This window comes from Streptomyces sp. NBC_00448 (assembly GCF_036014115.1).
In the GTDB taxonomy this organism is placed as follows: domain Bacteria; phylum Actinomycetota; class Actinomycetes; order Streptomycetales; family Streptomycetaceae; genus Actinacidiphila.
The window spans coordinates 7072663-7098322 of record NZ_CP107913.1 but is presented as its reverse complement, the minus strand read 5'-3'; the positions used below and the strand labels follow the sequence as shown (position 1 = coordinate 7098322).

The 25660-nt window shown below is 71.2% G+C and carries 24 protein-coding genes and 3 tRNA genes; 8 read left to right on the top strand and 19 right to left on the bottom strand.

Annotation, left to right across the window (positions count from 1 at the left end):
* Positions 1 to 57: 57 nt before the first annotated feature.
* Positions 58 to 1023, bottom strand: coding sequence for a thiamine-phosphate kinase (locus OG370_RS30670; RefSeq protein ID WP_328469930.1), 966 nt, complete (start codon positions 1021 to 1023; stop codon positions 58 to 60).
* A gap of 170 nt (positions 1024 to 1193) precedes the next feature.
* On the opposite strand from OG370_RS30670, the gene OG370_RS30665 reads away from it, so the two are divergent.
* A complete protein-coding gene (locus OG370_RS30665; protein ID WP_328469928.1) occupies positions 1194 to 1427 on the top strand; it encodes an Lrp/AsnC ligand binding domain-containing protein in 234 nt (77 codons plus the stop codon).
* 47 nt (positions 1428 to 1474) lie between these two features.
* Entirely contained in the window at positions 1475 to 1957 is a 483-nt protein-coding gene (locus OG370_RS30660) for a DUF3515 domain-containing protein (protein ID WP_328474574.1), read from the top strand.
* A 61-nt stretch (positions 1958 to 2018) separates the two neighbouring features.
* On the opposite strand, the gene OG370_RS30655 is transcribed toward OG370_RS30660, so the two are convergent.
* From OG370_RS30655 to OG370_RS30645, 3 genes are read right to left on the bottom strand one after another with little or no spacing between them, the layout of a single operon-like run.
* Positions 2019 to 3191, bottom strand: a complete 1173-nt coding sequence (locus OG370_RS30655) for a D-alanine--D-alanine ligase family protein (RefSeq protein WP_328469926.1) — start codon at positions 3189 to 3191, stop codon at positions 2019 to 2021.
* Positions 3192 to 3203: 12 nt separating this feature from the next.
* Positions 3204 to 4205, bottom strand: coding sequence for an NAD(P)H-dependent glycerol-3-phosphate dehydrogenase (locus OG370_RS30650; RefSeq protein ID WP_328469924.1), 1002 nt, complete (start codon positions 4203 to 4205; stop codon positions 3204 to 3206).
* Positions 4202 to 4945, bottom strand: coding sequence for a lysophospholipid acyltransferase family protein (locus OG370_RS30645; protein ID WP_328469923.1), 744 nt, complete (start codon positions 4943 to 4945; stop codon positions 4202 to 4204). Before OG370_RS30645 ends, OG370_RS30650 begins: the two co-directional genes overlap by 4 nt.
* A 189-nt stretch (positions 4946 to 5134) precedes the next feature.
* On the opposite strand from OG370_RS30645, the gene cofC reads away from it, so the two are divergent.
* Positions 5135 to 5788, top strand: coding sequence for a 2-phospho-L-lactate guanylyltransferase (gene cofC / locus OG370_RS30640; RefSeq protein ID WP_328469921.1), 654 nt, complete (start codon positions 5135 to 5137; stop codon positions 5786 to 5788).
* A 259-nt stretch (positions 5789 to 6047) separates the two neighbouring features.
* A complete protein-coding gene (locus OG370_RS30635; protein ID WP_328469919.1) occupies positions 6048 to 6275 on the top strand; it encodes a hypothetical protein in 228 nt (75 codons plus the stop codon).
* Between the two features lie 128 nt (positions 6276 to 6403).
* Here OG370_RS30635 and OG370_RS30630 read toward each other — a convergent pair whose 3' ends face one another.
* From OG370_RS30630 to leuC, 4 genes are all read right to left on the bottom strand, one after another.
* Complete coding sequence (locus tag OG370_RS30630) at positions 6404 to 7024, bottom strand: HU family DNA-binding protein (RefSeq protein WP_328469917.1); 621 nt, start codon at positions 7022 to 7024, stop codon at positions 6404 to 6406.
* A 133-nt stretch (positions 7025 to 7157) separates the two neighbouring features.
* Entirely contained in the window at positions 7158 to 7382 is a 225-nt protein-coding gene (locus OG370_RS30625) for a hypothetical protein (RefSeq protein WP_328469915.1), read from the bottom strand.
* A gap of 190 nt (positions 7383 to 7572) precedes the next feature.
* On the bottom strand, positions 7573 to 8178 hold the full coding sequence (gene leuD / locus OG370_RS30620) for a 3-isopropylmalate dehydratase small subunit (RefSeq protein WP_328469913.1): 606 nt from the start codon (positions 8176 to 8178) through the stop codon (positions 7573 to 7575).
* 6 nt (positions 8179 to 8184) lie between these two features.
* Positions 8185 to 9609 carry a 3-isopropylmalate dehydratase large subunit gene (gene leuC, locus OG370_RS30615; RefSeq protein WP_328469911.1) on the bottom strand — a complete coding sequence of 475 codons (1425 nt, stop codon included), beginning with the start codon at positions 9607 to 9609 and terminating at the stop codon, positions 8185 to 8187.
* A 127-nt stretch (positions 9610 to 9736) separates the two neighbouring features.
* Here leuC and ndgR point away from each other — a divergent pair, with 127 nt between their 5' ends.
* The gene (ndgR, locus tag OG370_RS30610; protein WP_328469909.1) at positions 9737 to 10453 is read left to right on the top strand and encodes an IclR family transcriptional regulator NdgR; all 717 of its coding nucleotides are present in this window, start codon (positions 9737 to 9739) and stop codon (positions 10451 to 10453) included.
* Positions 10454 to 10500: 47 nt separating this feature from the next.
* Here the strand turns inward: ndgR and OG370_RS30605 are convergent.
* From OG370_RS30605 to OG370_RS30555, 11 genes are all read right to left on the bottom strand, one after another.
* A tRNA-Glu gene (locus tag OG370_RS30605) sits at positions 10501 to 10573 on the bottom strand.
* Between the two features lie 63 nt (positions 10574 to 10636).
* Positions 10637 to 10709 (bottom strand) — tRNA-Glu (locus tag OG370_RS30600).
* A 20-nt stretch (positions 10710 to 10729) separates the two neighbouring features.
* Positions 10730 to 10801: transfer RNA gene (locus OG370_RS30595), tRNA-Gln, on the bottom strand.
* Positions 10802 to 10983: 182 nt separating this feature from the next.
* Positions 10984 to 11562: a GTP-binding protein gene (locus OG370_RS30590; RefSeq protein WP_328469907.1), complete on the bottom strand. Its 579-nt coding sequence runs from the start codon at positions 11560 to 11562 to the stop codon at positions 10984 to 10986.
* The gene (locus OG370_RS30585) at positions 11543 to 12184 is read right to left on the bottom strand and encodes a DUF742 domain-containing protein (protein ID WP_328469905.1); all 642 of its coding nucleotides are present in this window, start codon (positions 12182 to 12184) and stop codon (positions 11543 to 11545) included. Before OG370_RS30585 ends, OG370_RS30590 begins: the two co-directional genes overlap by 20 nt.
* A 75-nt stretch (positions 12185 to 12259) precedes the next feature.
* On the bottom strand, positions 12260 to 12673 hold the full coding sequence (locus OG370_RS30580; protein ID WP_093787504.1) for a roadblock/LC7 domain-containing protein: 414 nt from the start codon (positions 12671 to 12673) through the stop codon (positions 12260 to 12262).
* A 9-nt stretch (positions 12674 to 12682) separates the two neighbouring features.
* A complete protein-coding gene (locus OG370_RS30575) occupies positions 12683 to 15991 on the bottom strand; it encodes a sensor histidine kinase (RefSeq protein ID WP_328474569.1) in 3309 nt (1102 codons plus the stop codon).
* Positions 15992 to 16422: 431 nt separating this feature from the next.
* On the bottom strand, positions 16423 to 17031 hold the full coding sequence (locus tag OG370_RS30570; protein WP_402446689.1) for a GTP-binding protein: 609 nt from the start codon (positions 17029 to 17031) through the stop codon (positions 16423 to 16425).
* Positions 17012 to 17419 carry a DUF742 domain-containing protein gene (locus OG370_RS30565; protein WP_328469901.1) on the bottom strand — a complete coding sequence of 136 codons (408 nt, stop codon included), beginning with the start codon at positions 17417 to 17419 and terminating at the stop codon, positions 17012 to 17014. The genes OG370_RS30570 and OG370_RS30565 overlap by 20 nt, the downstream gene beginning before the upstream one ends.
* Positions 17420 to 17534: 115 nt before the next feature.
* Positions 17535 to 17948, bottom strand: a complete 414-nt coding sequence (locus OG370_RS30560; protein WP_037917495.1) for a roadblock/LC7 domain-containing protein — start codon at positions 17946 to 17948, stop codon at positions 17535 to 17537.
* Positions 17949 to 17957: 9 nt separating this feature from the next.
* A complete protein-coding gene (locus OG370_RS30555) occupies positions 17958 to 22487 on the bottom strand; it encodes a sensor histidine kinase (RefSeq protein ID WP_328469899.1) in 4530 nt (1509 codons plus the stop codon).
* 578 nt (positions 22488 to 23065) lie between these two features.
* Between OG370_RS30555 and OG370_RS30550 the strand changes: the two genes are divergently transcribed.
* The 3 genes from OG370_RS30550 to gltX all read left to right on the top strand — a co-directional run bounded on the left by OG370_RS30550 (position 23066) and on the right by gltX (position 25648).
* Positions 23066 to 23284 carry a hypothetical protein gene (locus OG370_RS30550; protein WP_328469897.1) on the top strand — a complete coding sequence of 73 codons (219 nt, stop codon included), beginning with the start codon at positions 23066 to 23068 and terminating at the stop codon, positions 23282 to 23284.
* A 65-nt stretch (positions 23285 to 23349) separates the two neighbouring features.
* On the top strand, positions 23350 to 24144 hold the full coding sequence (locus OG370_RS30545; protein WP_328469895.1) for a fumarylacetoacetate hydrolase family protein: 795 nt from the start codon (positions 23350 to 23352) through the stop codon (positions 24142 to 24144).
* The gene (gltX, locus tag OG370_RS30540; RefSeq protein WP_328469893.1) at positions 24137 to 25648 is read left to right on the top strand and encodes a glutamate--tRNA ligase; all 1512 of its coding nucleotides are present in this window, start codon (positions 24137 to 24139) and stop codon (positions 25646 to 25648) included. Before OG370_RS30545 ends, gltX begins: the two co-directional genes overlap by 8 nt.
* The last annotated feature ends 12 nt before the right edge of the window (positions 25649 to 25660 follow it).

Below are 25660 nucleotides of genomic sequence, written 5' to 3'. Positions count from 1 at the left end.
TGCGCGGCTGCCGGGGCGCGGCCGGCTCACTCGTGGCGCCGGGCGCGTCCGGGCCGCTCACGCGTCGGACCCGAAGTGGTCCCAGCCGCCGGCCTTGTCCCAGGGAGCGCCGTCGACGGTGACCCGCGGGGTGCGTCCGGCGGGCGCGGTGACGTCGCCGATGATCCGCCAGCGGGCCGGGAGTTTCACGTCGCGCGGGAACGCGGCCACGATGGCGTGGTCCTCGCCGCCGGTGAGCACCCAGTGCAGCGGATCGACACCGACCGCCTGGCCGATGTCCGTCATCTGCGCGGGTACGTCGATGGCGGCGGAGCGCAGGTCGATGTCCACGCCGCTGGCGGCGGCGATGTGGCCGAGGTCGGCGACCAGGCCGTCGCTGACGTCGGTCATCGCGGTGGCGCCGAGCTCCGAGGCGGCCGGGCCCGCGTGGTACGGCGGCTCGGGCCGGCGGTGCGCCTCGACGAAGGCGCGCGGCGAGCGGAACCCGCGGGAGAGCACGGCGAGTCCCGCGGCGGACCAGCCGAGCCAGCCGGTGACGGCGATCAGGTTGCCCGCGCGGGCGCCGGCGCGGGTGACGGCGGCGCGGTTGCGCAGGTCGCCGAGGGCGGTGATGGACACGGTGATGGTGTCGCCGCGCACCACGTCGCCGCCGACCACCGCCGCACCGGCCACCTGGCACTCGTCCCTGATGCCGTCCATCAGCTCGACCGGCCAGGTGACGGGCAGTTCGGCGGGCACCACGAGGGCGAGCAGCACCGCGGTGGGCACCGCGCCCATGGCCGCGATGTCGGCGAGGTTCTGCGCGGCGGCCTTGCGGCCCACGTCGTAGGCGGTGGACCAGTCGCGGCGGAAGTGCCGTCCTTCGAGGAGCACGTCGGTGGTGGCCACCACCCGGCGGTCGGGTGCGGCGACCACGGCGGCGTCGTCGCCGGGGCCGATCTGCACCGCGGGGGTAGAGGTGAGGCGGGAGGTCAGTTCCCTGATGAGCCCGAACTCCCCCAGCTCGCCCACAGTCCCCTTCATATCGTCGTCCCCTCGATTCTCGGCCGGTGCCCGTGCTCCGGTCCGTTCCACTGCGTGTTTCCCGCCAATACGGGGGTCTGGTACCGCGCGGGTCTCCCCGCTGCGCGCGGCGACGCGATAACGTGGCGTCTCCCCTCCCACATGATCCTCGAAGCCGCCCTGGAGGTTCCGTGGTACAGGCGTACATCCTGATCCAGACCGAGGTCGGGAAGTCCTCGGCAGTAGCGGAGGTGATCTCCAAGATCGACGGAGTCATTCAGGCGGAGGACGTCACAGGTCCCTATGACGTCATCGTCCGCGCCCAGGCCGACACGGTCGACGAACTCGGCCGCATGGTGGTCGCCAAGGTCCAGCAGGCGGAAGGCATCACCCGTACGCTGACCTGCCCGGTCGTCCATATATAGCCCCCGCCGAGCCCTGAAAGCGGGGCTCTCCCTATGCTTTCCCGGTGATGTTCTACCGCCGGGTCGTGCTGATCTCCGTGTCCGCCGCCGCGTGCCTGTCCGCGGCGGCGGTCTACGTGTTCACCGCTTCCGGTGGCGACGACGAGTCGGTCGCCGTCCCGGTTCCGGGCTCCCAGGTCACCGCCTACTGCAAGGCGCTGCACGCGCAGTTGCCGAAGAAGGTCAACGGACTGCCCGGCCATGATCTCAAGCCGGTGTCCCCGCTGACCGCCGGATGGGGTGATCCTACGATCGTGCTGCGCTGCGGTGTGCCGCGTCCGGCCGCGGACGACTCGGTGAACACCGACGGGGTGGAGGTCGACGGTGTCGGCTGGTCCATCGAACCGCAGTCGGACGGTTCCTTCCGGTTGACCACGACGCTGCGCAAGGCGTACGTCGAGGTGGTGCTGCCGAAGAAGTACGCCACCGACCTCGGGCCGCTGACCGATCTGGCCTCGGCGGTCAAGCACACGATCCCCGCCGGAATCTGAGCGCGGCACGCTCGGCTCGGCGGGGATCGGTGCGGACGGCGGGTCGGGGCCGGCGCCGCGGTCAGCGCAGGCCGGTGGAACGGCGCAGCGCCGCCTGGATGAGCAGGTCGATCAGTTCGGTGTAGCCGACGCCGCTCTCCTGCCACATCCGCGGGTACATCGAGATCGGGGTGAAGCCGGGCATGGTGTTGATCTCGTTGATCACGAACTCCCCGCTGTCCAGCAGGAAGAAGTCCGCGCGGACCAGGCCCTCGCAGGACGCGGCCTCGAACGCCTCGACGGCCAGCCGCCGTACGCGCTCGGTCTGCTCCTCGGTGAGCGGGGCCGGCACGATGCCCTCGGCGGAGTCGATGTACTTCGCGTCGAAGTCGTAGAAGTCGCTGCTGGACGCCGGCGGGATCTCGGCGGGTACCGAGGCGCGCGGGCCGTCCGCGAACTCCAGCACGCCGCACTCGATCTCGCGTCCGCGCAGCAGCGCCTCGACGAGCACCTTCGGGTCGTGCCTGCGGGCCTCGGCGAGGGCGGCGTCGAGTTCGTCGGGGCCCTCGACCTTGCTGATGCCGATGGACGAGCCGGCCCGGGTCGGCTTGATGAACAGCGGCCAGCCGTGCACTTGCGCGAAGTCCAGCACCTTGCGGCGGGCGGCGGCCTGGTCCTGCTCCCACTCGCGCGGGCGGATCACCGTGTACGGGCCGACCTTCAACCCGAACGAGGTGAAGATCCGCTTCATGTACTCCTTGTCCATGCCGACCGCGGAGGCGAGCACGCCCGCGCCGACGTACGGCACGCCGGACAGTTCCAGCAGCCCCTGGAGGGTGCCGTCCTCGCCGTAGGGGCCGTGCAGCATGGGGAAGACGACGTCGACCTCGCCGAGTGCCTTCGGCACCGCGCCGACCTCGGTGTAGACGACCTCCCGGTTGCCCGGGTCGACGGGCAGCAGGACCGCGCCGTCGTGGTCGGTGACCTGCTCGACGCTGGGCATCCGCCGCTCGGCGATGGCCATCCGCTCGGGTTCGTCGGCGGTGAGCGCCCAACGGCCCTCGGTGGTGATGCCGATCGGCAGGACGTCGTACTTGTCGCGGTCGATGGCGCGCAGCACGCTGGCCGCGGTCACCACGGACACGCCGTGCTCGGAGCTGCGCCCGCCGAACACGACGGCGACGCGCGGCTTGCGGTCGTAACTCGGCCGCTCGGAGTGCTGATCCGGGCTCTGGGGCGATGGCAGGTTGCTCATGTCGCGTTGACCTTACCGTTCGGGTTTCGCGGAACGTGACATCAACTCCTTGACGGCCACGACGGGTGACTTCCCGTTGTGCACGATGTCGACCACGGTCTCCGTGATCGGCATGTCGACGCCGTGCCTGCGGGCGAGGTCGGCGACGGACTCGCACGACTTGACGCCCTCGGCGGTCTGGCTGGTGGCGGCGATGGTCTCGGCGAGGCTCATGCCGCGGCCGAGGTTGTGGCCGAAGGTGTTGTTGCGGGACAGCGGGGAGGAGCAGGTGGCGACGAGGTCGCCCATCCCGGCGAGGCCGGCGAAGGTGTACGGGTCCGCGCCCATCGCCAGGCCCAACCGGGTGGTCTCGGCGAGGCCGCGGGTGATCAGGGACGCCTTGGTGTTGTCGCCCATGCCCATGCCGCCGGCGATGCCGACCGCGAGCGCGATCACGTTCTTCACCGCGCCGCCGAGTTCGCACCCGGTCACGTCGGTGTTGGTGTACGGCCGGAAGTACGCGGTGTGGCAGGCGGTCTGGATGCGGCGGGCGGCGGACTCGTCACGGCAGGCGACCACCGCGGCGGCGGGCTGGCGGGCGGCGATCTCGGGGGCGAGGTTGGGGCCGGTCAGCACCGCGACGCGGGCCGGATCGACCTTGGCGACCTCCTCGATCACCTCGCTCATCCGCTTGGCGGTGCCGAGTTCGACGCCCTTCATCAGGCTGACCAGGACCGCGTCGGGACGCATCAGGGGCGCCCAGTCGGCGAGGTTGGCGCGCAACACCTGCGACGGCACGGCCAGGAAGACGAATTCGGCGCCGGCCGCGGCTTCGGCCGGGTCGGTGGTCGCCGTCACGGCCGGCGGCAGCGTGATCTCGCTGGAGTACTCCGGGTTGATCCGGGTGGTGTTGATGGCGGCGGCGAGGTCGGGCCGGCGCCCCCACAAGGACACCTCGCAGCCCGCGTCGGCCAGCACCATCGCGAACGCGGTGCCCCAGGACCCGGTGCCGTACACGGCGCAGCGAGCCGTCACGCCGCCCCCTTGCCGTCGTTGCCCTTGGCGTCCTTGGCCGCCTTGCGCGGGTCGTACAGGCCGTCCGGGGCGGGGATGCCGCGGACTTCCGCCAGGAGTTGCTTCACATCGGACATGATGGCCCCGGTGACCTCGCGCAGCACCTCGGCGGTGGGCTCTTTGCCGTACCAGGCGCTGAGGTCGACCGGCGGGCCGACCAGCACGCGGTGCGTCTTGCGCGGCAGGAAGCTCGGCTTCTTCGCGTACGGCGGCAGGAACTCGTTGGCGCCCCACTGGGCGATCGGGATCACCGGTGCCCGGGTGAGCAGCGCGACGCGGGCGACGCCGGTCTTGCCGACCATCGGCCACTGGTCCGGGTCCCGGGTGAGGGTGCCTTCGGGGTAGAACGCCACGCACTCCCCCTTGTTGACCGCCTCGACCGCCGAGCGGTACGCCGCCGCGGCGTCGGCGGTGGCCCGCACCACCGGGATCTGCCCGGTGCCGCGCATCACCGCGCCGACGAAGAACGGCTTGAACAGCGCCGCCTTCGCCAGGAAGCGCGGAAGCCGACCGGTGTTGTACTGGAAATGCGCGTACAGCAGCGGGTCGAGGTAGGAGTTGTGATTCACCGCGGTGAGGAATCCTCCCTCGGCCGGAATGTTCTCCATTCCGCGCCAGTCCCGCTTGAAGAGCACGATGAGCGGCGGCTTGGCGATGGCGGCCGCCAGGCGGTACCAGAAACCGATTCTGCGGCGGGACACCCGGGACTCCTCTTCGTTGCCGGTGGCGCCGCTCAAGGATCGCGGCTACCGAGAGGTTAACGCCAGCGGTTCACGTCCGGCGGGGCACCTCTGCCACCGGGCTGCTACCGGGCTGGTACCGGGCGCCCGACGGTTCCACGGGGCCGGCCGCGCCCGGGCCCGGCGGCGTTGTCGGTGGTGGCCCGCACAATGGACGACGTGGATGAGGCGAGGTGGTCGCTGGTCGTGCCGTTGAAGCCGCTCGCGGTGGCCAAGAGCAGGCTGGCGGCGGCGGGGGCGGTACGACCCGCGCTGGCACTGGCGTTCGCGCTGGACACGGTGGGCGCCGCGCTGGCCTGCGCCGAGGTCGAGGACGTCACGGTGGTCACCGACGACGCGACCGCCGGTGCCGAACTCGCCGGGCTCGGCGCCTTCGTCGTGGCGGACTCCCCCGCCGCCGGGCTGAACGCGGCGCTGCGGCACGGCGCGGAGACGGTCAGGGCGCGCCGGCCGCATGCTCCGGTCGCGGCCCTGAACGGCGATCTCCCGGCCTTGCGGCCGGGGGAACTGGCGGAAGTGCTGCGCGCGGCTGCGGGGGCCTGTGAGCGGGCGTTCCTCGCCGATGCGACCGGCGTGGGGACAACGTTGCTCACCACGGTGCCGTATCTGCCGCTTGCTCCCGGGTTCGGCGGGGCGTCCCGTGCGCGGCACCTCGCGTCCGGGGCCGCCGAGATCACGCTCCCCGCGGCGCCTTCGGTGCGGCAGGACGTGGACACCCTGGAAGACCTCGCAGTTGCGCTCGCGCTGGGCGTCGGCCCGCACACGGCAGCGGCGGCGGCGAGCCTGACCCCCCAGGGCGGGTAGTCCTGCCGGTTCCGGGACCACCTGTCGGTGGTGGGTTGCTCGCGCAGTTCTCCCCCTGGCTTCGCCGGGAGGTACCCCCACCCCCAGAGCTTCGCCTGGGAGGTGCCCCCAGCGCCCCTTGGTGTGTGGCCCTCTTTTCGCGGAATGAGCCGCACAGGACCAGGGGCGCGGGGAGCTGCGCGACAAGCCAACCGCGGACCGGAAGGTCCGGCAACTCACGGGACCGGGCATCCCGGGCGGAACGCTTAGGCTTGCCCGTATGCAGGCCACCGCGTTCACCTTCGATCCCGTCAGCCGCGCCGGCAGTGTGCTGCTGGACGACGGCACACCGCTGGAGTTCGACGCCGCGGCGTTCGACGCGGGGCGGCTGCTGCTGCTGCGCCCGGGCCAGCGGGTCCGTATCCGCACCGAAGGCGCGGGTACGGCCCGCCGCGTGACGTTCCTGACCCTGCAGACCTTCCCGGACTCGGGTCCCGACCCGGCCTGACCCGGCCCCGTCCGACCCGCGGACGCGGACGCGAAATAGCGCGGGCCGGGCGCCCCGTGGGAAGGGGGCCCGGCCCGGCGCGGTGAAGCGGGTGGAGCGGGTGGAGCGGTGGAGCCGTAACGCGGCTGTCACCTGGCGGCGGCGCGCTTCGCGGTCTTGCGGGCGGAGCGCTTGGCCGGCGCCTTCTTGGCGGTGGTCTTCTTGGCGGGCGCCTTCTTGGCAGCGGCCTTCTTCGCGGTGGTGGCCTTCTTCGTGGCGGACTTCTTCGCGGTGGACGCCTTCTTCGCGGTGGCCTTCTTGGCCGCCGTGGTCTTCTTCGCGGCCGCGGTCTTGGCGGTGGCCGCCTTCCGCGCGGTGGTCGCCTTCTTCGCGGCGGCCTTCTTCGTCGCGGTGCGGGCGGTGGTGGAGGCACCGCCGCTCAGGCTGCCCTTGGGCGCCTTCTTGACCGCGACCTCGCCGCCACGCGGAAGCTTCTTCGACCCGCTGACCAGGTCCTTGAAGCCCTGCCCCGCACGGAACCGCGGCACGGAGGTCTTCTTGACCCGGACCCGCTCCCCGGTCTGGGGGTTGCGAGCGTAACGGGCGGGACGCTCGACCTTCTCGAACGAACCGAACCCGGTGACCGAGACCCGGTCACCGGAGACCACCGCGCGGACGATCGCGTCGAGAACCGCGTCAACCGCGTCCGCGGCGGCCTGCCGGCCGCCCACCTTGTCGGCAATCGCTTCTACGAGCTGCGCCTTGTTCACGTCTTCCCCTTCGGAAACTTGCCCGGCGAATGAGTACGGGCTGATTTCGCACGCTAGGCGGATATATACCGCAAATCAAATACGAAACGGGCGAATCACCCTTGTGCCGCAACGAACTCGGTACTCCGCGTGATCAGTGATCGGGGATTCCGAGCTCGTCCAACTCAGCCGTTAACACCTCCAGGCGCCGTGCCGCGTCGGCGAGATCGTGCTTCGCCACCGCGGTCACCGCGAGCAGTCGCCGGGTCAACTCCCGCCTTGTCCCGTCCGGGACTTCGGGATTGGCGACACGCGCGTGCGCCTGCTTCAAACGCGCGGCGAGGACCCCGTAGAGCTCCAGTTGGCCGTCGCGTTCCATGCGTCGATTGTGCCATCTGCGGCGAGTTGTCGAGCGCGACAGGGCCAACCGGGTGTTCCGAGCCTGTTTTCCAGTACCCATGGCGGGGTGGTGTCCGGGTCGTCCGGACACGCGAAAGCGCCCCCCACGAGGACGTGAGGGGCGCTTGCGCGGTGCGTGCGGCGGCCGGACCAAGGTCCGGCCAGGGGCGTCAGACCCTTGCGGTACTGGGCTTCCAGGACGGCCGCGTGCTCTCGAACGCGGCGATGTCCGGCTCGTTGGCGAGCGTCAGGCTGATGTCGTCCAGCCCTTCCAGCAGCCGCCAGCGGGCGTTGTCGTCCAACTCGAACGGCGCGGTCAGCGGCCCCTGCGGGCGGTCGGCACGCACCTCGCGGGCAACCAGGTCCACGGTGATCTCCGCGGTCGGGTCGGCCTCGACGAGCTGCCACAGCTCCTCGACGGTCTCCTGCGGCAGCACCACTGTCAGCAGCCCGTTCTTCAGCGAGTTGCCGCGGAAGATGTCCGCGAAGCGGGACGAGATCACCGTCTTGAAGCCGTAGTTCTGCAACGCCCAGACGGCGTGCTCGCGGGACGAGCCGGTGCCGAAGTCGGCGCCGGCCACCAGGACGGTGGCACCCGCGTACTGCGGCGCGTTGAGCACGAACGAGTCGTCCTTGCGCCACGCCTCGAACAGGCCGTCCTCGAACCCGTTGCGGGTGACCTTCTTCAGCCAGTGCGCGGGGATGATCTGGTCGGTGTCCACGTTGCTGCGGCGCAGCGGCACGGCCCGGCCGGTGTGGGTGGTGAAGGCTTCCATGGCGGCTCAGACCTCCGTCAGGACAGGGGCGTCGGACAGGTCGGCGGGCGAGGCGAGGTGGCCGAGCACCGCGGTGGCGGCGGCCACCTGCGGGGAGACCAGGTGGGTACGGCCGCCCTTGCCCTGCCGTCCCTCGAAGTTGCGGTTCGAGGTGGACGCGGAGCGCTCGCCGGGCGCGAGTTGGTCGGGGTTCATACCCAGGCACATCGAGCAACCCGCGTGCCGCCATTCGGCGCCGGACGCGGTGAACACCTTGTCCAGGCCCTCCTCGACGGCCTGCAGCGCCACCCGCACCGAGCCGGGGACCACGAGCATCCGTACCCCGTCGGCGATCCGGCGGCCCTGTACGACGGCGGCGGCCGCGCGCAGGTCCTCGATCCGGCCGTTGGTGCAGGAGCCGACGAAGACAGTGTCCACGGCGACCTCGCGCAGCGGCTGCCCCGCGGTCAGACCCATGTACTCCAGGGCCTTCTCGGCGGCGATCCGGTCGCTGGCGTCGGCGTACGACGCCGGGTCCGGCACGGACGCGCTCAGCGGCGCGCCCTGGCCCGGGTTGGTGCCCCAGGTGACGAACGGCGCCAACTCGGCCGCGTCGATCCGCACCTCGTGGTCGAAGACGGCGTCGTCGTCGGTCCTGAGCGTCTTCCAGTACGCGACGGCCGCGTCCCAGTCGGCGTCCTTGGGGGCGTGTGCGCGGCCCTCCAGGTAGTCGAACGTGGTCTGGTCCGGGGCGATCATGCCCGCCCTGGCGCCCGCCTCGATCGACATGTTGCAGACGGTCATCCGGGATTCCATCGAGAGCTTCTCGATCGCCGAGCCGCGGTACTCGATGACGTAGCCCTGGCCGCCGCCGGTGCCGATCCGGCTGATCACCGCGAGGATCAGGTCCTTGGCGGTGACGCCGTCGGGCAGTTCGCCGTCGACGGTGACCGCCATCGTGCGGAACGGGGCCAGTGGCAGCGTCTGGGTGGCCAGCACGTGCTCGACCTGCGAGGTGCCGATACCGAACGCCAGCGCGCCGAAAGCGCCGTGCGTGGAGGTGTGCGAGTCGCCGCAGACCACGGTGGTGCCGGGCTGGGTCAGGCCCAACTGCGGCCCCACCACGTGCACCACGCCCTGCTCGACGTCACCGAGCGGGTGCAGCCGCACCTCGAACTCCGCGCAGTTCTTGCGCAGCGTCTCCAACTGGGTCCGGGAGACCGGGTCGGCGATCGGCTTGTCGATGTCGAGGGTCGGGGTGTTGTGGTCCTCGGTGGCGATGGTGAGGTCGGTACGGCGCACCCGCCGGCCGTTCATCCGCAGCCCGTCGAACGCCTGGGGGCTGGTCACCTCGTGCAGGAGGTGGAGATCGATGAAAAGCAGATCAGGTTCGCCTTCGGCGCGGCGGACGACATGGTCGTCCCAGACTTTCTCCGCGAGTGTCCTACCCATCGCTGTCCCTCCGGCCCGCGTCGTCGCGGGGCCCACTAGGTGTTGGTCCTGCGCTGTGCTCCCAGCGTGACGCGTTCCCGGGAAAATTGAACTTGCGTTTCACACTCTGAGACGCGAGTATCGTTTCATGGACAACTCTAGCGGCGTCGGCGTTCTCGACAAGGCGGCTCTGGTGCTCAGTGCGCTGGAGTCGGGTCCGGCCACCCTGGCCGGGCTTGTCGGTGCCACGGGCCTGGCCCGCCCCACCGCGCACCGCCTGGCGGTCGCGCTCGAACACCATCGCATGGTGGCTCGCGACATGCAGGGCCGCTTCATCCTGGGCCCGCGCCTGTCGGAGCTGGCCGCCGCGGCCGGCGAGGACCGGCTGCTGGCCACCGCGGGGCCGGTGCTGACGCACCTGCGCGACATGACCGGCGAGAGCGCGCAGCTCTATCGCCGCCAGGGCGACATGCGGATCTGCGTGGCCGCGGCGGAGCGGCTGTCCGGGCTGCGGGACACCGTGCCGGTCGGCTCCACGCTGCCGATGAAGGCCGGCTCGGCCGCTCAGGTCCTGATGGCCTGGGAGGAGCCCGAGCGGCTGCACAGGGGCCTGCAGGGCGCCCGCTTCACCGCCACCGCGCTGTCCGGGGTGCGCCGCCGGGGCTGGTCGCAGTCGATCGGCGAGCGCGAGCCCGGGGTCGCCTCGGTCTCCGCGCCGGTGCGCGGGCCGTCCAACCGCGTGGTCGCCGCGGTGTCGGTCTCCGGGCCGATCGAGCGGCTCACCCGGCACCCGGGCCGGATGCACGCCCAGGCCGTGGTCGACGCCGCCGGCCGGCTCAGCGAGGCGCTGCGCCGCTCCGGATGAACGACGAAGCCCGCCGCGGACCGCGGCGGGCTTCGTGTCGAACTCTGTACCCCCGACCGGATTCGAACCGGCGCTACTGCCGTGAGAGGGCAGCGTGCTAGGCCGCTACACAACGGGGGCCCTGGCGATCCTCGCGTCGTCCAGGCCGGGAGCGACCCGACGTGGACGGAATGAAAGGATCTGTACCCCCGACCGGATTCGAACCGGCGCTACTGCCGTGAGAGGGCAGCGTGCTAGGCCGCTACACAACGGGGGCTCGCACTTGCTGAAGTGCTGCTGGGGTACCAGGACTCGAACCTAGAACAACTGAACCAGAATCAGCCGTGTTGCCAATTACACCATACCCCACCAAAACGCAATCCCGGTGAGGGATCTTGTTCGGTGTGCGTCTCCGGTTCGGGCCTTGGCCCTGTCCGGCGGCGCAGGAAGAACATTACCCGATCCGGGACGGCGCTCCAAAACGAGTATCGCCAAGTCCCCCCGGAACCGGGCCGGTGCGCCCCTCGGACGCACCGGCGGACCCGCCGGCGTCAACGCAGCCGGGCCATCAAAGCGTGCTCGACGAGCGTGATCAGCGCGCTCTTCGCCTCGCCACGGTGCCGGGCGTCGGTGGTGATGATCGGCGCCTCGGGACCGATCTGCAGCGCCTCACGGACCTCCTCGGGGCCGTACGGCTGGTGGCCGTCGAAGCCGTTGAGGGCGATCACGAACGGCAGCCCGCTGTTCTCGAAGTAGTCGACCGCCGGGAAGCAGTCCGCCAGCCGCCGGGTGTCGACCAGGACGATCGCGCCGATCGCCCCGCGCACCAGGTCGTCCCACATGAACCAGAACCGGTCCTGCCCCGGGGTGCCGAACAGGTAGAGGATCAGGTCCTCGTCGAGCGTGATGCGGCCGAAGTCCATCGCCACCGTGGTGGTGGTCTTGTCCGGCGCGTGCGTGAGGTCGTCGATGCCGGCTGACGCGGAGGTCATCACGGCTTCGGTGCGCAGCGGGTTGATCTCCGAGACGGCACCGACGAACGTGGTCTTGCCCACGCCGAAGCCGCCCGCCACCACGATCTTCGCGGAGGTGGTGGCGCGGGCCGGACCGCTAGAGCTTCCGAAGTCCACTGAGCACCCTTTCAAGCAGTGTCACATCTGGCTGGCCGCCCGCGGCCTCGTCGCCGCCGGGCTGGTGGATCGCGACCAGTCCGGCCTCGGCCAGGTCGGCGACAAGAATGCGGACCACACCGAGCGGGATGGTCAGCAGCGCGGAGATCTCGGCCACCGACTTGACCTCGCGGCACAGCAGGCAGATCCGCTGGTGCTCGGGGAGCTGCCCGCGCAGGCGCTCCGGGTCGGCGGTGGTGCTGACCAGCGCCTCGATGGCGAGCTGGTAGCGCGGCCGGGTCCGCCCGCCGGTCATGGCGTAGGGGCGGACCAGTCCTGAGGGTGTGCGTGAGCGGCCCGCGTCGTGCCGGCCCTGCCCCTGGCCGTACCCCTGGCCCTGACCTTGGCCGTATCCCTGGCCCTGCGCCGGCGGGCGGCCGTGCTGGCCCTGGCGCTGCCCCGGCGTCTGGCCCTGCGGTGGCGGGGCCTGCGGCGGGGCGTACGGCTGGATGCGGGGCTGGCGGTAGGGCGTGCCGGGCTGCCCGGGCTGCTGCTCCGGGTCGGGCGCCGACGGGTAGGTGTACGGGTTCGCCGGCTGCTGGGGCTGGTTGCCGTACGGGTCTCCACCGGGGGAAGTGCTCACGAGTCCTCCTCCTGAAACGGCCGCGCTGCCACCCGAGCACCTGGCAGGTGCCCGGGCGTGCCCGCCGCCCATGCGTTAGTTGAGCAAGCTGCCCTGAAGTTCGGCCCGAAGGTCGGGGGTGAGTACGCTTCCTGCCCGGTCGACGAGCAGGGCCATTTCGTAGCCGACCAGACCGATGTCGCACTCCGGATGCGCCAGCACCGCCAGCGACGAACCATCCGACACCGACATGATGAAAAGGAAGCCCCGCTCCATCTCCACCACCGTCTGGTTCACACTGCCCCCCTCGAAAATCCGGGAGGCACCAGCGGTCAACGACGTCAACCCCGAGGCCACCGCCGCCAACTGATCCGCACGATCACGCGGAAAACCATCAGACATCGCGAGCAGCAGGCCGTCGGCGGAGACCACCACCGTGTGGGACACCCCCGGGGTGTTGTCCACGAAGTTGGTGATCAACCAGTTCAGATTCTGTGCCGCCTGGCTCATCGGACTCAACTAGCGCTCCTGGTTCTGGGGGCCGCCGAATCGGCTGTCGGCGGCCTGTCCGTTCGTGTCAGTTCCAGCAGTGCGCCCTTGCTGGACGCCACGTCGCAGATTACTCAACCTGCCACGTACGTCCTCCGGTGCGCGGGAGACCTGTGGGCCGCCCTGCGGGGTCTGTGCCGCGGCACCCGGGACCAGGTTGGCCTTGGGTACCCGCCGTGGCAGGCCGGAGGGGGTGACCCCGCCTGCCTTGGGCTCGCGGACCGACTCGGCCCGCTGCCAGTGCTCGTCGTTCGTCGACCGCCAGTCGGTGCCGTCCGGCTGGGGTTGCTCGTGGGGATCGGTGGACTCCTGGGCGGGCTGCTCCCCCGCGGGCGGCGCGGCCTGCGGGTTCGGACCCGGCTGCCGGCTCGGCTCGCTGGGCTGCTGATCGGACTGCTGGTCGGAGGGGCTGGTGCGCTGCCGTTCGCGGCGCGGTAGACCGGCGTCCGTCAGCGAAGGCGAGACTACGCTCTCGGAGGGTCCCTCGGGGAGCGGCGGAACGGATTCCGTTACCTCCGGTGTGTCCTGCGGCCATCCCTCCTGAGCAGGGCCGTAACCGGGAGCCCCCGGGAACCCGGCCTGCTGACCGCCGTCTTGGTACTCCGTGCCGTATCCGGGCTGCTCGACGTAGGGCGCCGCGGGGTCGTAGGTCTGGCCGGAACCGGTCCCGTACTGCTGCTCGAAGAAACCGTTCTGCGCCGGACCGGCCGAAAAGCCGTTCTCCGCCGGGGCCTCGGCAGGAGGTTGACCCCATCCGCCCGCCGGCTCGGTGTAGCCCTGCTGCTGGTAGCCGGGCTGGAAGCCCTGTTCGTACGCCTGCTGCTGGTAGGCCGGGTCGAAGCTGGGGTCGTACCCCTGGGTGTATCCCTGCGGGTACTCCTGGGCGTACCCCTGCGGGTAGCCGCCCTGGCCGGCGAAGTCCCCGGCGGCCGGCTGCTGGGTGCCGAAGTCCTGGCTTCCGAGGTCCTGGCCGCCGAGGTCCTGGCCGACCGGGTCGAAGTCGGCCGATTCCCTTCGCTGCTGGGGCAGTTCGACCGGCTGCTCGCCGTCCTGACGGTCCGAGGCGGCGGCCTCCAGCTGGGCGCGGCGCTCCTCGCGCAGCAGCGAGCGGCCGACCGGGTCGAGCGCGCGCGGGCCGTTCTCGTCGTAGCGGGAGTCGTCGAAGCCGAGTTCGGCCGCGGTGCGCTGCCCGTTCACCTCGGGCCGCAGCAGGCCGGGCTGGTCGGCCGCGTGCTCCGGGACGATCCGGGAGACGGTGAAGTCGCTGTCGGGCTCGACCGGGTCGCCGCCACCGCCGTGGGTGATCGGCTCGGGCAGCATCACCAGCGAGGTGGTGCCGGCCTGCTCGCCGGAGGGGCGCAGCTGGACCCGGATGCCGTGCCGCTCGCAGAGCCGGCCGACCACGAACAGGCCCATCCGCTTGGCGATCTCGACATCGATCGTGGGCGGGTCGGCGAGCTTGTGGTTGATGTCCGCGAAGTCCTCGGCGGTCAGGCCGATGCCCTTGTCGTGGATCTCGACCATCACCCGGCCGTCCGGCAGCCGGGTCGCGGTGACCCGCACCTTGGTCTGCGGCGAGGAGAACGAGGTGGCGTTCTCCAGCAGCTCGGCGAGCAGGTGCACCAGGTCGCTGACCGCGCTGCCGTGGATGTCGGTCTCGGGTATGCCGACCAGTTCGATCCGGTCGTACGCCTCCACCTCGGACGCGGCGGCGCGCAGCACGTCCACCAGCGGCACCGGCTGGTTCCACTGGCGGCCGGGCTCCTCGCCGGCGAGCACCAACAGGTTCTCGCCGTTGCGCCGCATACGGGTGGCGAGGTGGTCCATCTTGAAGAGGTTCTCGAGCTGGTCGGGGTCGGCCTCGTTGTTCTCCAGCTCGGTGATCAGGCTGAGTTGGCGCTGGATGAGGCCCTGGTTGCGCTGCGAGAGGTTGGTGAAGATCGCGTTGACGTTGCCTCGCAGCAGCGCCTGCTCGGCGGCGAGCCGGACCGCCTCGCGGTGCACCTGGTCGAAGGCGCGGGCGACCTCGCCGATCTCGTCCCGGGTGTTGATCGGGATCGGCGCGACCTGGGTGTTCACCCGGCCCGGGTCGGTGCGGGAGAGCTGGTCGACCAGTGCGGGCAGCCGGGTCTCGGCGATGTCGAAGGCGGCCGCGCGCAGCCGCCGCATGTTGCGGGACATCGAGCGGGCCATCAGCGCGGCCACGATGAACGCGATGATCAGCGCGACCAGCACGATCGCGGAGTTGATGAACACGTCGCGCTTGGCGTGGGAGGCCAGGTGCGAGGAGTCCGCGGCGGCCTGGTCGGCGAGGTGGGTCTCGACCGAGCGGTAGGCGTCGAAGGAGAGCGTGGCGGCGGAGAGGTAGGACGCGGGGGTGACGCCCTCGGCGTCGAGCCGGGCGACGGTGTACGCCGGGTCCGTCAGGTCGGTGACCATCTTGGTGAGGTCCGGCGGCACGACGTAGGCGGTGTGCGCGGCCTTCGCCTTGTTCAGCGCCGTGGTGATCTGCGCCTGGCCCTGCTTGACCGCGTTGTCCTGCGCGGCCTTGAGCCGGGCCTGGTCCGCGGTGCTGCCACCGCCGTCGTACTCCTCCAGCGCGATGCCCTCAAGGTACTGGTACGAGCCGAGCGCGGTCTTCTGGAGGGCGAGCTCCTGCGCGGAGGGGTGCTTCTCGACGAGGATGTGGACGCCGATGGAGCGGGTCAGCGACTCGGCGGCCTTGGCGAGCGAGATGGCGTACAGGGTACGGCCGTAGGAGGCGCTGTTGCCGGTGCCGAAGCCGAGTTCGTTGGACAGCTCGCTCAGCGGGTGCTGGATCCTGACGTACCACTCCTCGGTCTGCACCCCGGAGAGCTGGCCGGTGAAGGCGGACTTACGGAGCGAGGGGAGCTGCGGCTCGACGCTGCGGAAGCTGGCCATCCGGCGCTTGAGGTCGGCGCCGTCGGGTATGCCGATCGCGGCCTTGTCGAAGGCGCGGGCGGCGGCGTCGGTGGTGGCGTAGGCGGACGACACCTCCTGCGCGTCGCGGTGGCCTGCCAGCAGGGGCACCACGGTGGTGTCGCGCTCGTTCTCCAGCGCGTTGCCGTACGTGGCGGCGGCGCGGACGAGGTTGGCGATGTGCACCGCGTCGTCGGCCTGCTGCCAGGTGCTGACGGCGCTGTTGACGCGGAAGCCGCCCAGCACGAGTGCGACGAGGACCGGGATGAGGAGGATGGCGTTCAGCCGGGTGGCCATCCGCCAGTTGCGCGCGCTGAACCGGCCGCCCGGCCCCGGCATGTCCTCGGCCACCGGCTCCGGGCTGCTGCCCGGACGCTGTGGCGGAGTGAAGTTCCCACGCGGGCCCTGCCCGGTACCCGCCTCAGCTCGCCTCGTGTTCCTCACTGGACCAACAACCTCTCGGCGACGGCGCAACAACGACGGCCGTTCCTACGCTCAGGTTCTGCGAATTCCAGCACGTCATGCAGGTGCACGCCAAACGTCTGGCTTCCGGCGGGCTCCGTGAGAAGGCTAGAGATAAAAAGGGCATAAGTCCAAAGGCTGAGCAAACCATAAGACAGACGTACACGCGGTGGCACCGGCCGAGCGCGAGCCGTGTTCGCGACCTCCCGGAAACTCTCTCGAAATGTTATGAAGAGCAAGGACCCGTTACGTCGTGCGACATAACGGGTCCTCGCGTTACCGGCCGGCGAAATCGCCGGCGGCACAAGCTACTTGAGACGTGCCAGCAGCGCGTGCTCGACGAGCGTGATCAGCGCGCTCTTCGCCTCGCCACGGTGCCGGGCGTCGGTGGTGATGATCGGCGCCTCGGGACCGATCTGCAGCGCCTCGCGCACTTCTTCCGGCCGGTAGGGCTGGTGGCCGTCGAAGCCGTTGAGGGCGATCACGAACGGCAGCCCGCTGTTCTCGAAGTAGTCGACCGCCGGGAAGCAGTCCGCCAGCCGCCGGGTGTCCACCAGCACCACGGCGCCGATCGCGCCGCGCACCAGGTCGTCCCACATGAACCAGAAGCGGTCCTGGCCCGGGGTGCCGAACAGGTAGAGGATCAGGTCGTCGTCGAGCGTGATGCGCCCGAAGTCCATCGCCACGGTGGTGGTGGTCTTGTCCTGCACGTGGCTCAGGTCGTCGATCCCGGCCGACGCCGAGGTCATCACGGCCTCGGTGCGCAGCGGGTTGATCTCCGACACCGCACCCACGAACGTGGTCTTGCCCACGCCGAAGCCACCCGCCACCACGATCTTCGCGGAGGTGGTCGACCGCACCGGCGGCGCGCCGTACGCCGGCTGCTGCGCTTGCGGCCTAGAGCTTCCGAAGTCCACTGAGCACCCTCTCAAGCAATGTCACATCTGGCTGGCCGCCCGATTCGCCGCTGCCGGGCTGGTGGATGGCGACCATGCCGGCCTCGGCGAGGTCGGCCACAAGAATCCGGGCCACACCGAGCGGTATCGCGAGCAGAGCGGAGATCTCGGCCACCGACTTGATCTCACGCGTCAGATGGCAGATCCGCTGGTGCTCTGGAAGCAGTCCCGCGTACTGCGCCGGGTCGGCGGTGGTGCTGACCAGCGCCTCGATCGCGAGCTGGTAGCGAGGCCGGGTACGGCCACCGGTCATGGCGTACGGCCGCACCAGCGGCTGGTCGCCTTCCACCCCGTACGGCGCGTGGTGGGACGCGCCGTACGGGCCCGGCGAGGCGGGTGGCGGGGTCATGAGGGTCCTCCGTGTCCGGGCAGTGCTATGGCTGGTGCGGAAGTACGGGAACGTTCTGTTGTGCGGGCGGTTGTCCGCGGATGCGTGCGGGTCACCCGGCGGCGGGGTGCGGTGCTCAGTTCAACAGGCTGCCCTGGAGTTCGGCCCGAAGGTCGGGGGTCAGGACGGCACCCGCGCGGTCGACGAGCAGGGCCATTTCGTAGCCGACCAGACCGATGTCGCACTCCGGATGCGCCAGCACCGCCAGCGACGAACCATCCGACACCGACATGATGAAAAGGAAGCCCCGCTCCATCTCCACCACCGTCTGGTTCACACTGCCCCCCTCGAAGATCCGGGAGGCACCAGCGGTCAACGACGTCAACCCCGAGGCCACCGCCGCCAACTGATCCGCACGATCACGCGGAAAACCATCAGACATCGCGAGCAGCAGGCCGTCGGCGGAGACCACCACCGTGTGGGACACCCCCGGGGTGTTGTCCACGAAGTTGGTGATCAACCAGTTCAGATTCTGTGCCGCCTGGCTCATCGCACTCAACTAGCGCTCCTGGTTGTTCATGCCGAGACCACGGCCGTCGGTGGTACCGGTACCGCCGGCCTGGCGGCCCTGCTGGATGCCCCTGCGGAGGTTGGTCAGACGTCCGCGCACGTCGTCGGGGGAGCGGGAGACCTGCGGGCCGCCCTGGGGGGCCTGCTGGGGAGCCGCGCCGCCCGCGACGAGATTCGCCCGGGGGACCCGCCGCGGCAGGCCGGAGGGAGTGACCCCGCCCGCGGTGGGTTCCCGGATGGATTCGGCCCGCTGGCGCAGTGCGTCGTTGGGCGAGGTACGCCAGTTCGGGGTCTCCCGCGGCAGCGGCTGGGCGCTCGGTGCGGCAGGCACCTGGGCGCCGCTCTGCGCGCTGTTGTGTGCCGCGGGGTCCTGGCCCTGGCTCTGGGTCTGCTGGCCCTGGCCGGCCGGCGCGGTGGCCTGGGTGGCCGGCTGCGGGCCACCGGTGAGGCGCTGCGGGCCGCCGGCGGGGTTCGGTCCCGGCCGGTCGGTACGCGGGCGCTGCGGCGGGGCGGTGCGGCCCACCGGACGGGGCGGCGGCGCCTGCTGGCCCCGCGCGCTCTGCTCGACGTGGATCTGCTGCATCCGCTCGGCCTGGCCGGTACGGAACCAGTCGGACTCGATCGACGCGAAGATCGGCGTCGGCTCGTCGCCCCGGGTCGGGGCCGGGGGCAGCGCCATCGGCTCGGCCGGGCCGGGGAGTTGGGGCTCGGGGCGCGGCGCGTGCTGCGGGCCGCCCGGCTGGCCCTGGTACGGCTGCCCGTTGTGCTGCTGCCCGTTGTGCTGCTGCGGCTGGTGCGGCATCGGGTACTGGCCGCTGGTGTCGCCGAGGCCCGGCATCGGCTGCGAGCCGGTGTCGTACGCGTCCGGCCGCTGCTGCGGCTGGCCGCCCTGACCCTGCGGGTTCCAGCCCGGGGTGCCCTGGGGGCCGCGCGGCCCGCGCTGCGGCATCCCGCCGGGCCGCGCGGGCCCGGGCTGCTGTGCCGGGTACGAGCCGGAGCCGTCCTCGGAGCGGACCGCCGGGAACTGGCTGGTGTCGCCGGGACCACCGGAACCACCGGGAATCGGGAAGGAGCCCGTGTCACCAGGACGACCGCCACCCTGACCCTGCGGCTGACGCTGCCCCTGCGGGAAACCGTCGTTGCGCACGGCCGGGAACTGGCTGGTGTCACCAGGGCCACCGGGGATCGGGAACGAACCGGTGTCGCCGGGACGACCGCCGCCCTGCCCCTGCGGGAAACCGTCGTTACGCACGGCCGGGAACTGGCTGGTGTCACCAGGACCACCGGAACCACCGGGGACCGGGAACGAGCCCGTGTCGCCGGGACGACCGCCACCCTGACCCTGCGGGAAACCGTCGTTACGCACCGCCGGGAACTGGCTGGTGTCACCAGGACCACCGGAACCACCAGGGACCGGGAACGAGCCCGTGTCGCCGGGACGACCGCCACCCTGACCCTGCGGGAAACCGTCGTTACGCACCGCCGGGAACTGGCTGGTGTCACCAGGACCACCGGAACCACCGGGGACCGGGAACGAGCCTGTGTCACCGGGACGACCGCCACCCTGACCCTGCGGCTGACGCTGCCCCTGCGGGAAACCGTCGTTGCGCACGGCCGGGAACTGGCTGGTGTCACCAGGACCACCGGAACCACCAGGGACCGGGAAGGAACCCGTGTCGCCCGGACGACCGCCACGCTGGTCGTCGGAGTTCCAGCCGGGGGTGCCCTGGGGGCCGCGGGAACCGCGCTGCGGAAGGCGGTTCTGCGAGCCGTCGTCCTGGCCGGTGGGCGCGCCACCGTCGGCGCGGACCGCCGGGAACTGGCTGGTGTCGCCGGGACCGCCGGGGGCCGCCGCCGGGGACTCGCCGGCGCCGGGGCCGCCGCCGTGCCGCGGCGCGGGGCCGGAGCGGCCACCGAAGACGTCGGAGCGGAAGCCGGAGGGGCCGGTGTTCTGCGGCTGCGGGACCGGGAAGCCGCCGGGGCCCTGGGGCCCGGGGGCGCCGGGACCGGTCGGCTGCCCGTGCTGGCCGTGCCGGCCGGGGCCGGGCTGCGGCCGCCCGCCGGGGCCGGACTGGTCGAAGGCGTCGAACGCGGGCGCCTCGACGTCCTCGTGGCCGCGCGGGGTGTCCTCGCCGAAGCCCTGCTGCTGGTTGTCCTGCGCGGCCCAGCGCGGGCCGCCCTGCTGCTGGCCACCGGGACCGCCGGGGCCGCCCTGGTCGCCAGGGCCGGCGGCCGGTCGCCCGGCACCGGGGAGCGCGGGGCGTGCCGCGCCCGCGCCGACCTGGCCGCGCTGCCCGGCACGGTTGCCGCCGGCCTGGCCCGCGTTGCCGAACGCACCCGCGATGCCGGTGCCGGCACCGCCCGCGACGGCACCCGCGGGACGCGCGCCGGGGCCCGCGTTCTTCGCGTTCGCGTTGGCGCCGCCCTGCGTGACGTCGACCGGCAGCATGACCAGCGCGGTGGTGCCGCCGGAGTCCGACGGGCGCAGCTGGATGCGGATGCCGTGCCGCAGGGACAGCCGGCCGACCACGAACAGGCCCATCCGGCGGGAGACCGAGACGTCCACGGTGGGCGGGTTGGCCAGCCGCTCGTTGATGTCGGCGAGGTCCTCCGGGGACAGGCCGATACCGGTGTCGTGGATCTCGATCAGCACGCGGCCGTCGGGCAGCGAGTGACCGGTGACCCGCACCTTGGTCTGCGGCGAGGAGAACGAGGTGGCGTTCTCCAGCAGCTCGGCGAGCAGGTGCACGAGGTCGTTGACGATACGGCCGGTGACCTCGGCCGACGGCACCGATGTCAACTCGATCCGCTCGTACTGCTCCACCTCGGACGCGGCGGCGCGCAGCACGTCGACCAGCGGGACCGGGCGGGTCCACCGGCGGCCGGGCTCCTCACCGGCGAGGACCAGCAGGTTCTCACCGTTGCGGCGCATACGGGTCGCGAGGTGGTCGAGCTTGAACAGCGAGGAGAGCTGGTCCGGGTCGGCCTCGCGCGACTCCAGTTCGGAGATGAGCGACAGCTGGCGCTGGATGAGGCCCTGGCTGCGGCGGGAGAGGTTGGTGAACATCGCGTTGACGTTGCCTCGCAGCAGCGCCTGCTCGGCGGCGAGCCGGACCGCCTCGCTGTGGACCTCGTCGAACGCGCGGGCCACCTGGCCGATCTCGTCGCGGCTGTTGATGCCGATCGACTCGACCGAGGTGTCGACGTCCTGCGGGTCGGTGTCGGAGAGCTGCTTGACCAGCTCGGGCAGCCGCTTCTGGGCGACGTCCTGGGCGGTCTGCTGCAGCCGGCGCAGCGAGCGGACCATCGAGCGGCCGACGACGAACGCGCCGACCACGGCGACGCCGAGGACCAGCAGGATGATCGCGCCGGATATCAGCGCCTCGCGCTTCGCCTCGCTCTGCAGGTGCAGCGACTTCTGCTGCATCTCGCTGAGCAGCGAGCGCTCGATCTGGTTCATCGCGTCGATCTTGGTCTTCGCCGCGTCGTCCCAGTCCAGGTACGAGCTGTTGATCTTGGTGATCGCGGTCTGCGAACTGGCGATCCGCTCGCGCTCGTTGTCGTGCGCGGCGATCGTGTCGTTGTCGCCCTGGATGGGGCGCAGCAGTGCGGCGGCGTCGGTGCCGTAGACCTTCATGAACCGGGTGATCGCGGTGTTCTCGTCGACGGCCGCCCACTTCACCGACTGGTACTCGTCGGCGTTGAGCTTGCCGCCACTGGCGAACGCGGCGCTGATCACCGCGCGCTGCATCGACTCGTACTCCTTGGCGGAGGAGAACGCCGACAGCGCGCGGGTCGCCTTGATCATCTCGGAGTTGCTGGTGGCCTGCGCCATGTCCTGGGAGAGCGACAGCAGCGAGGTGACCAGACCGTCGTACTCGGAGACGGTCTGCGCGATGCCCGACTGGGAGGTGTACGCCTCGCTGCGGATCTCGTTGAGGTTGGCGAGCTGGCCGCCGATGGCGACCAGGGTGGCGCGGACCCCGCTGAAGACCGGGTCGGAGTCCGAGATGTTGTCGGTCGCCTGCTCGTAGAGCTTGAGGTCGCGGTCGGTGGCCTGGCGGGAGGCGGCCACCGCGTCGTTGCTCTTCTGGTTGGCCGACAGCGGGCCCGCCGAGCTGTCGCGCTCCTCCTGGAGGGCGGCGGCCAGGTTGGTGGCCTGCTCGGTGATGTCGGTCAGGGTCTTCATGTGCTCGAGCTGGTGGATGTTGTCCACCGAGTTGTTGATGCGCAGGCCGCCGAGGGCGGAGGCGGTGACCACGGGGAGGGCCAGCAGCGAGATGAGTCTGGTGCTGATGCGCCAGTTGCGCATGGCTATTCGGGGGCCGGGCTTGCCGTCGAGGCCGGTGATCTTGCCGGCTTCGAGGCCGCTGGGCATGCTCATCCGCCCGGGGGCCGCAGTGGTACCCGGCGTGGCGGTTCCGGAGTCGGCCGCGGCCTGGGAGCCGTTGCCGGCCCCGCCGGGCTGCCGCTCCGAGTCGCCCGCAGCGCCGCTGTCCCTCTTGAAACGTCCCTGCACTAGCGTCGCAACCTCTGGACCAGGCGCCCCTCGCCGTAAGGCTGAAGGGACGGTGTCGAGTCATGGGGGCTCAGGCCGACCCGGGTCGCGGGACGGCTGATGTGCCCTTCACCGCCGCTCGGTGTTCCGTCCGCGCCCCCTGCGCGCCGGTTCGTTGTGATGCGGCGGTCCGGGGAATTCCAGCACAGTGCCGGATCTCCCAACAAGGCCCGCAGCCGTCCTGTTGGAATGTGTCACTCGTCGCGATGGTCCATACACACAGCGTCGAGCGCCAGGGCGGCGATATGGGGCGATTACGGGCCGCGATGGTAACTGGTTGCACCGGTGTCAGGCCGCGCCCACTCCGGCGACAAGCGACCATTTCCACACCTCCGTGCACTTTGCCCGATTCGCCCGCGCGCGCCGATTGTCCGAATGGCGGGAAATGCGCCGTAGTTCGTGAGCAAAATCACAGAGCGTCAGATGTCTGCGCCCGGCCACGGCGGGAATGGGCGGCACTAGCCTGGTGCTTTACAGAAGTCGCGGTGATGTCAACCGCGGCCCGCCCCCACCACCGAGACCCGAGGTCCACACGGCAGATGAAGACCACCTTGATGTTCCGTCAGATGATCGCCAACCCGCGGCGCACCACTCTCGCGCACCTCAAGGACGCGTCCGAACTGACCGGCACGCCGGCCGTGGTGGACCCGACCGCCGGCGAATCCGCCGAAACCGCGGTGAACACGCTGCCGCATCGCACCGCGAACCCGCGTCGTACGGTACTCAACGAACTGCCGCAGACGCCCGTCGCCCCCTGAGTCCGACGCTGACCTGCGGCGATCACCGAGTCGGATGAGGCCGGGCCGGCCGCTAGGCTGAGCGCATGCGCATCGTCAGGTTCTCCATCGACGGCAACGTGGCGTTCGGAGCGGTCGAGGGCGACCCCACCGGCGGCCCCGAGGCTCTTGTCGTCGACATCATGAAGGGCGTGCCCTTCGCGGACTTCGAGCTGTCCGGCACGAAGGTCCCGCTGGACAAGGTGCGGCTGCTGTCGCCCGTCCTGCCCAACAAGGTGGTCGCCATCGGCCGCAACTACGCGGCCCACGCCGCGGAACTGGGCCACGAGGTGCCGGACGCGCCCTGGGCGTTCTTCAAGCCGTCGACCTCGGTGATCGGCCCCGGCGACCCGATCGTGTACCCATCGTTCTCCCACGAGGTGCACCACGAAGCGGAGTTGGCCGTCGTGATCAGCCGTCTGTGCCGGGATGTGCCGCGGGACCGGGTCAAGGACGTGATCCTCGGCTTCACCTGCGCCAACGACGTGACGGCCCGCGACACCCAGCGCACCGAGAAGCAGTGGGCGCGGGCGAAGGGCTTCGACTCCTCCTGCCCGCTCGGCCCGTGGATCGAGACCGGCCTCGACCTCGACGCCGTCGGCGACCTCGCGATCACCGCGACGGTCAACGGCGAACTGCGCCAGGCCGGCCGCACCCGGCAGATGCTGAACTCGGTCGAGGACCTGATCGTCAACATCACCGAGGCGATGACGCTGCTGCCCGGTGACGTCCTGCTCACCGGCACCCCCGCGGGCGTGGGCCCGCTGCTCCCCGGCGACGAGGTCGCCGTCACCATCGAAGGCATCGGCACTCTCACCAACAAGGTGATCTCGCGTGGCTAGCGCATCCGCTCCTGCACCCTCCTCCCCCACCTCCGGCGACACCGGCGTCCGCGTCCGGTTCTGCCCCTCCCCGACCGGCAACCCGCACGTCGGGCTGGTCCGCACCGCGCTGTTCAACTGGGCCTTCGCCCGGCACGAGCAGGGCACCCTGGTCTTCCGCATCGAGGACACCGACGCGGCCCGCGACTCCGAGGAGTCGTACCAGGCGCTGCTGGACTCGATGCGCTGGCTCGGCCTGGACTGGGACGAGGGCCCCGAGGTCGGCGGCCCGTTCGCGCCCTACCGGCAGTCCCAGCGGATGGACCTGTACGCCGACGTCGCGCTGCGGCTGAAGCAGGCCGGGCACGCGTACGACTGCTACTGCACCACCGAGGAGCTGGAGGCCCGCCGTGAGGCCGCCCGCGCGGCCGGCCGCCCCTCCGGGTACGACGGCCACTGCCGGGACCTCAGCGCCGAGCAGATCGGCGCGTACCAGGACGAGGGCCGCGCCTCGATCGTCCGCTTCCGGATGCCGGACCGCCCGATCGTCTTCACCGACCTGGTCCGCGGCGAGCTGACCTTCACGCCGGAGAACGTGCCGGACTACGGCATCGTGCGGGCCAACGGAGCGCCGCTGTACACCCTGGTCAACCCGGTGGACGACGCGCTGATGGAGATCACCCACGTGCTGCGCGGCGAGGACCTGCTCTCCTCCACCCCGCGGCAGATCGCGCTGTACGACGCGCTGATCGAGCTGGGCGTCGCCAAGGCCGTCCCGGCCTTCGGCCACCTGCCGTACGTGATGGGCGAGGGCAACAAGAAGCTCTCCAAGCGGGACCCGCAGGCGTCGCTCAACCTGTACCGGGAGCGCGGCTTCCTGCCCGAGGGGCTGCTCAACTACCTCTCGCTGCTGGGCTGGTCGTACTCCGCCGACCAGGACGTCTTCTCGATCGCGGAGATGGTGGCGAAGTTCGACATCGCCGACGTCAACGCCAACCCGGCCCGCTTCGACCTGAAGAAGGCCGAGGCGATCAACGCCGACCACATCCGGCGGCTCGGCGTGAAGGAGTTCACCGAGGCGTGCGCGCCGTGGCTGCGCGCTCCCTTCGCGCCCTGGGCGCCGGAGTCCTTCGACGAGGCCGCGTGGCAGGCGATCGCGCCGTACGCCCAGACCCGGGTGGCGGTGCTCTCCGACATCACCGCGAACGTCGACTTCCTCTTCCTCGACGAGCCGGTCGACGACGAGGCGTCGTGGGCGAAGGCGATGAAGGAGGGTTCCGACGCGCTGCTGCGCACGGCCCGGGAGAAGCTGGCGGGGGCGGACTGGTCCGCCCCCGAGTCGCTCAAGGACGCGGTGCTCGCGGCCGGCGAGGAGCACGGTCTCAAGCTGGGGAAGGCCCAAGCGCCGGTCCGCGTCGCGGTCACCGGCCGTACGGTCGGCCTGCCCCTCTTCGAGTCCCTCCAGGTCCTGGGCCGCGACCGCACCCTGACCCGTATCGACGCGGCTCTGGCGAAGCTGGCCTGACCCTCCGGGGTG

Bases quoted from the DNA above. Each gene is read 5' to 3' on its own strand.
- OG370_RS30625 (WP_328469915.1), bottom strand. From the start codon at position 7,382: ATGGAACGCGACGGCCAACTGGAGCTCTACGGGGTCCTCGCCGCGCGT.
- OG370_RS30670 (WP_328469930.1), bottom strand. From the start codon at position 1,023: ATGAAGGGGACTGTGGGCGAGCTGGGGGAGTTCGGGCTCATCAGGGAA.
- leuD (WP_328469913.1), bottom strand. From the start codon at position 8,178: ATGGAAGCCTTCACCACCCACACCGGCCGGGCCGTGCCGCTGCGCCGC.
- cofC (WP_328469921.1), top strand. From the start codon at position 5,135: ATGGACGACGTGGATGAGGCGAGGTGGTCGCTGGTCGTGCCGTTGAAG.
- OG370_RS30655 (WP_328469926.1), bottom strand. From the start codon at position 3,191: ATGAGCAACCTGCCATCGCCCCAGAGCCCGGATCAGCACTCCGAGCGG.
- OG370_RS30550 (WP_328469897.1), top strand. From the start codon at position 23,066: ATGAAGACCACCTTGATGTTCCGTCAGATGATCGCCAACCCGCGGCGC.
- OG370_RS30660 (WP_328474574.1), top strand. From the start codon at position 1,475: ATGTTCTACCGCCGGGTCGTGCTGATCTCCGTGTCCGCCGCCGCGTGC.
- OG370_RS30560 (WP_037917495.1), bottom strand. From the start codon at position 17,948: ATGAGCCAGGCGGCACAGAATCTGAACTGGTTGATCACCAACTTCGTG.
- OG370_RS30580 (WP_093787504.1), bottom strand. From the start codon at position 12,673: ATGAGCCAGGCGGCACAGAATCTGAACTGGTTGATCACCAACTTCGTG.
- OG370_RS30565 (WP_328469901.1), bottom strand. From the start codon at position 17,419: ATGACCCCGCCACCCGCCTCGCCGGGCCCGTACGGCGCGTCCCACCAC.
- OG370_RS30545 (WP_328469895.1), top strand. From the start codon at position 23,350: ATGCGCATCGTCAGGTTCTCCATCGACGGCAACGTGGCGTTCGGAGCG.
- leuC (WP_328469911.1), bottom strand. From the start codon at position 9,609: ATGGGTAGGACACTCGCGGAGAAAGTCTGGGACGACCATGTCGTCCGC.
- OG370_RS30635 (WP_328469919.1), top strand. From the start codon at position 6,048: ATGCAGGCCACCGCGTTCACCTTCGATCCCGTCAGCCGCGCCGGCAGT.
- ndgR (WP_328469909.1), top strand. From the start codon at position 9,737: ATGGACAACTCTAGCGGCGTCGGCGTTCTCGACAAGGCGGCTCTGGTG.
- OG370_RS30575 (WP_328474569.1), bottom strand. From the start codon at position 15,991: ATGCCGGGGCCGGGCGGCCGGTTCAGCGCGCGCAACTGGCGGATGGCC.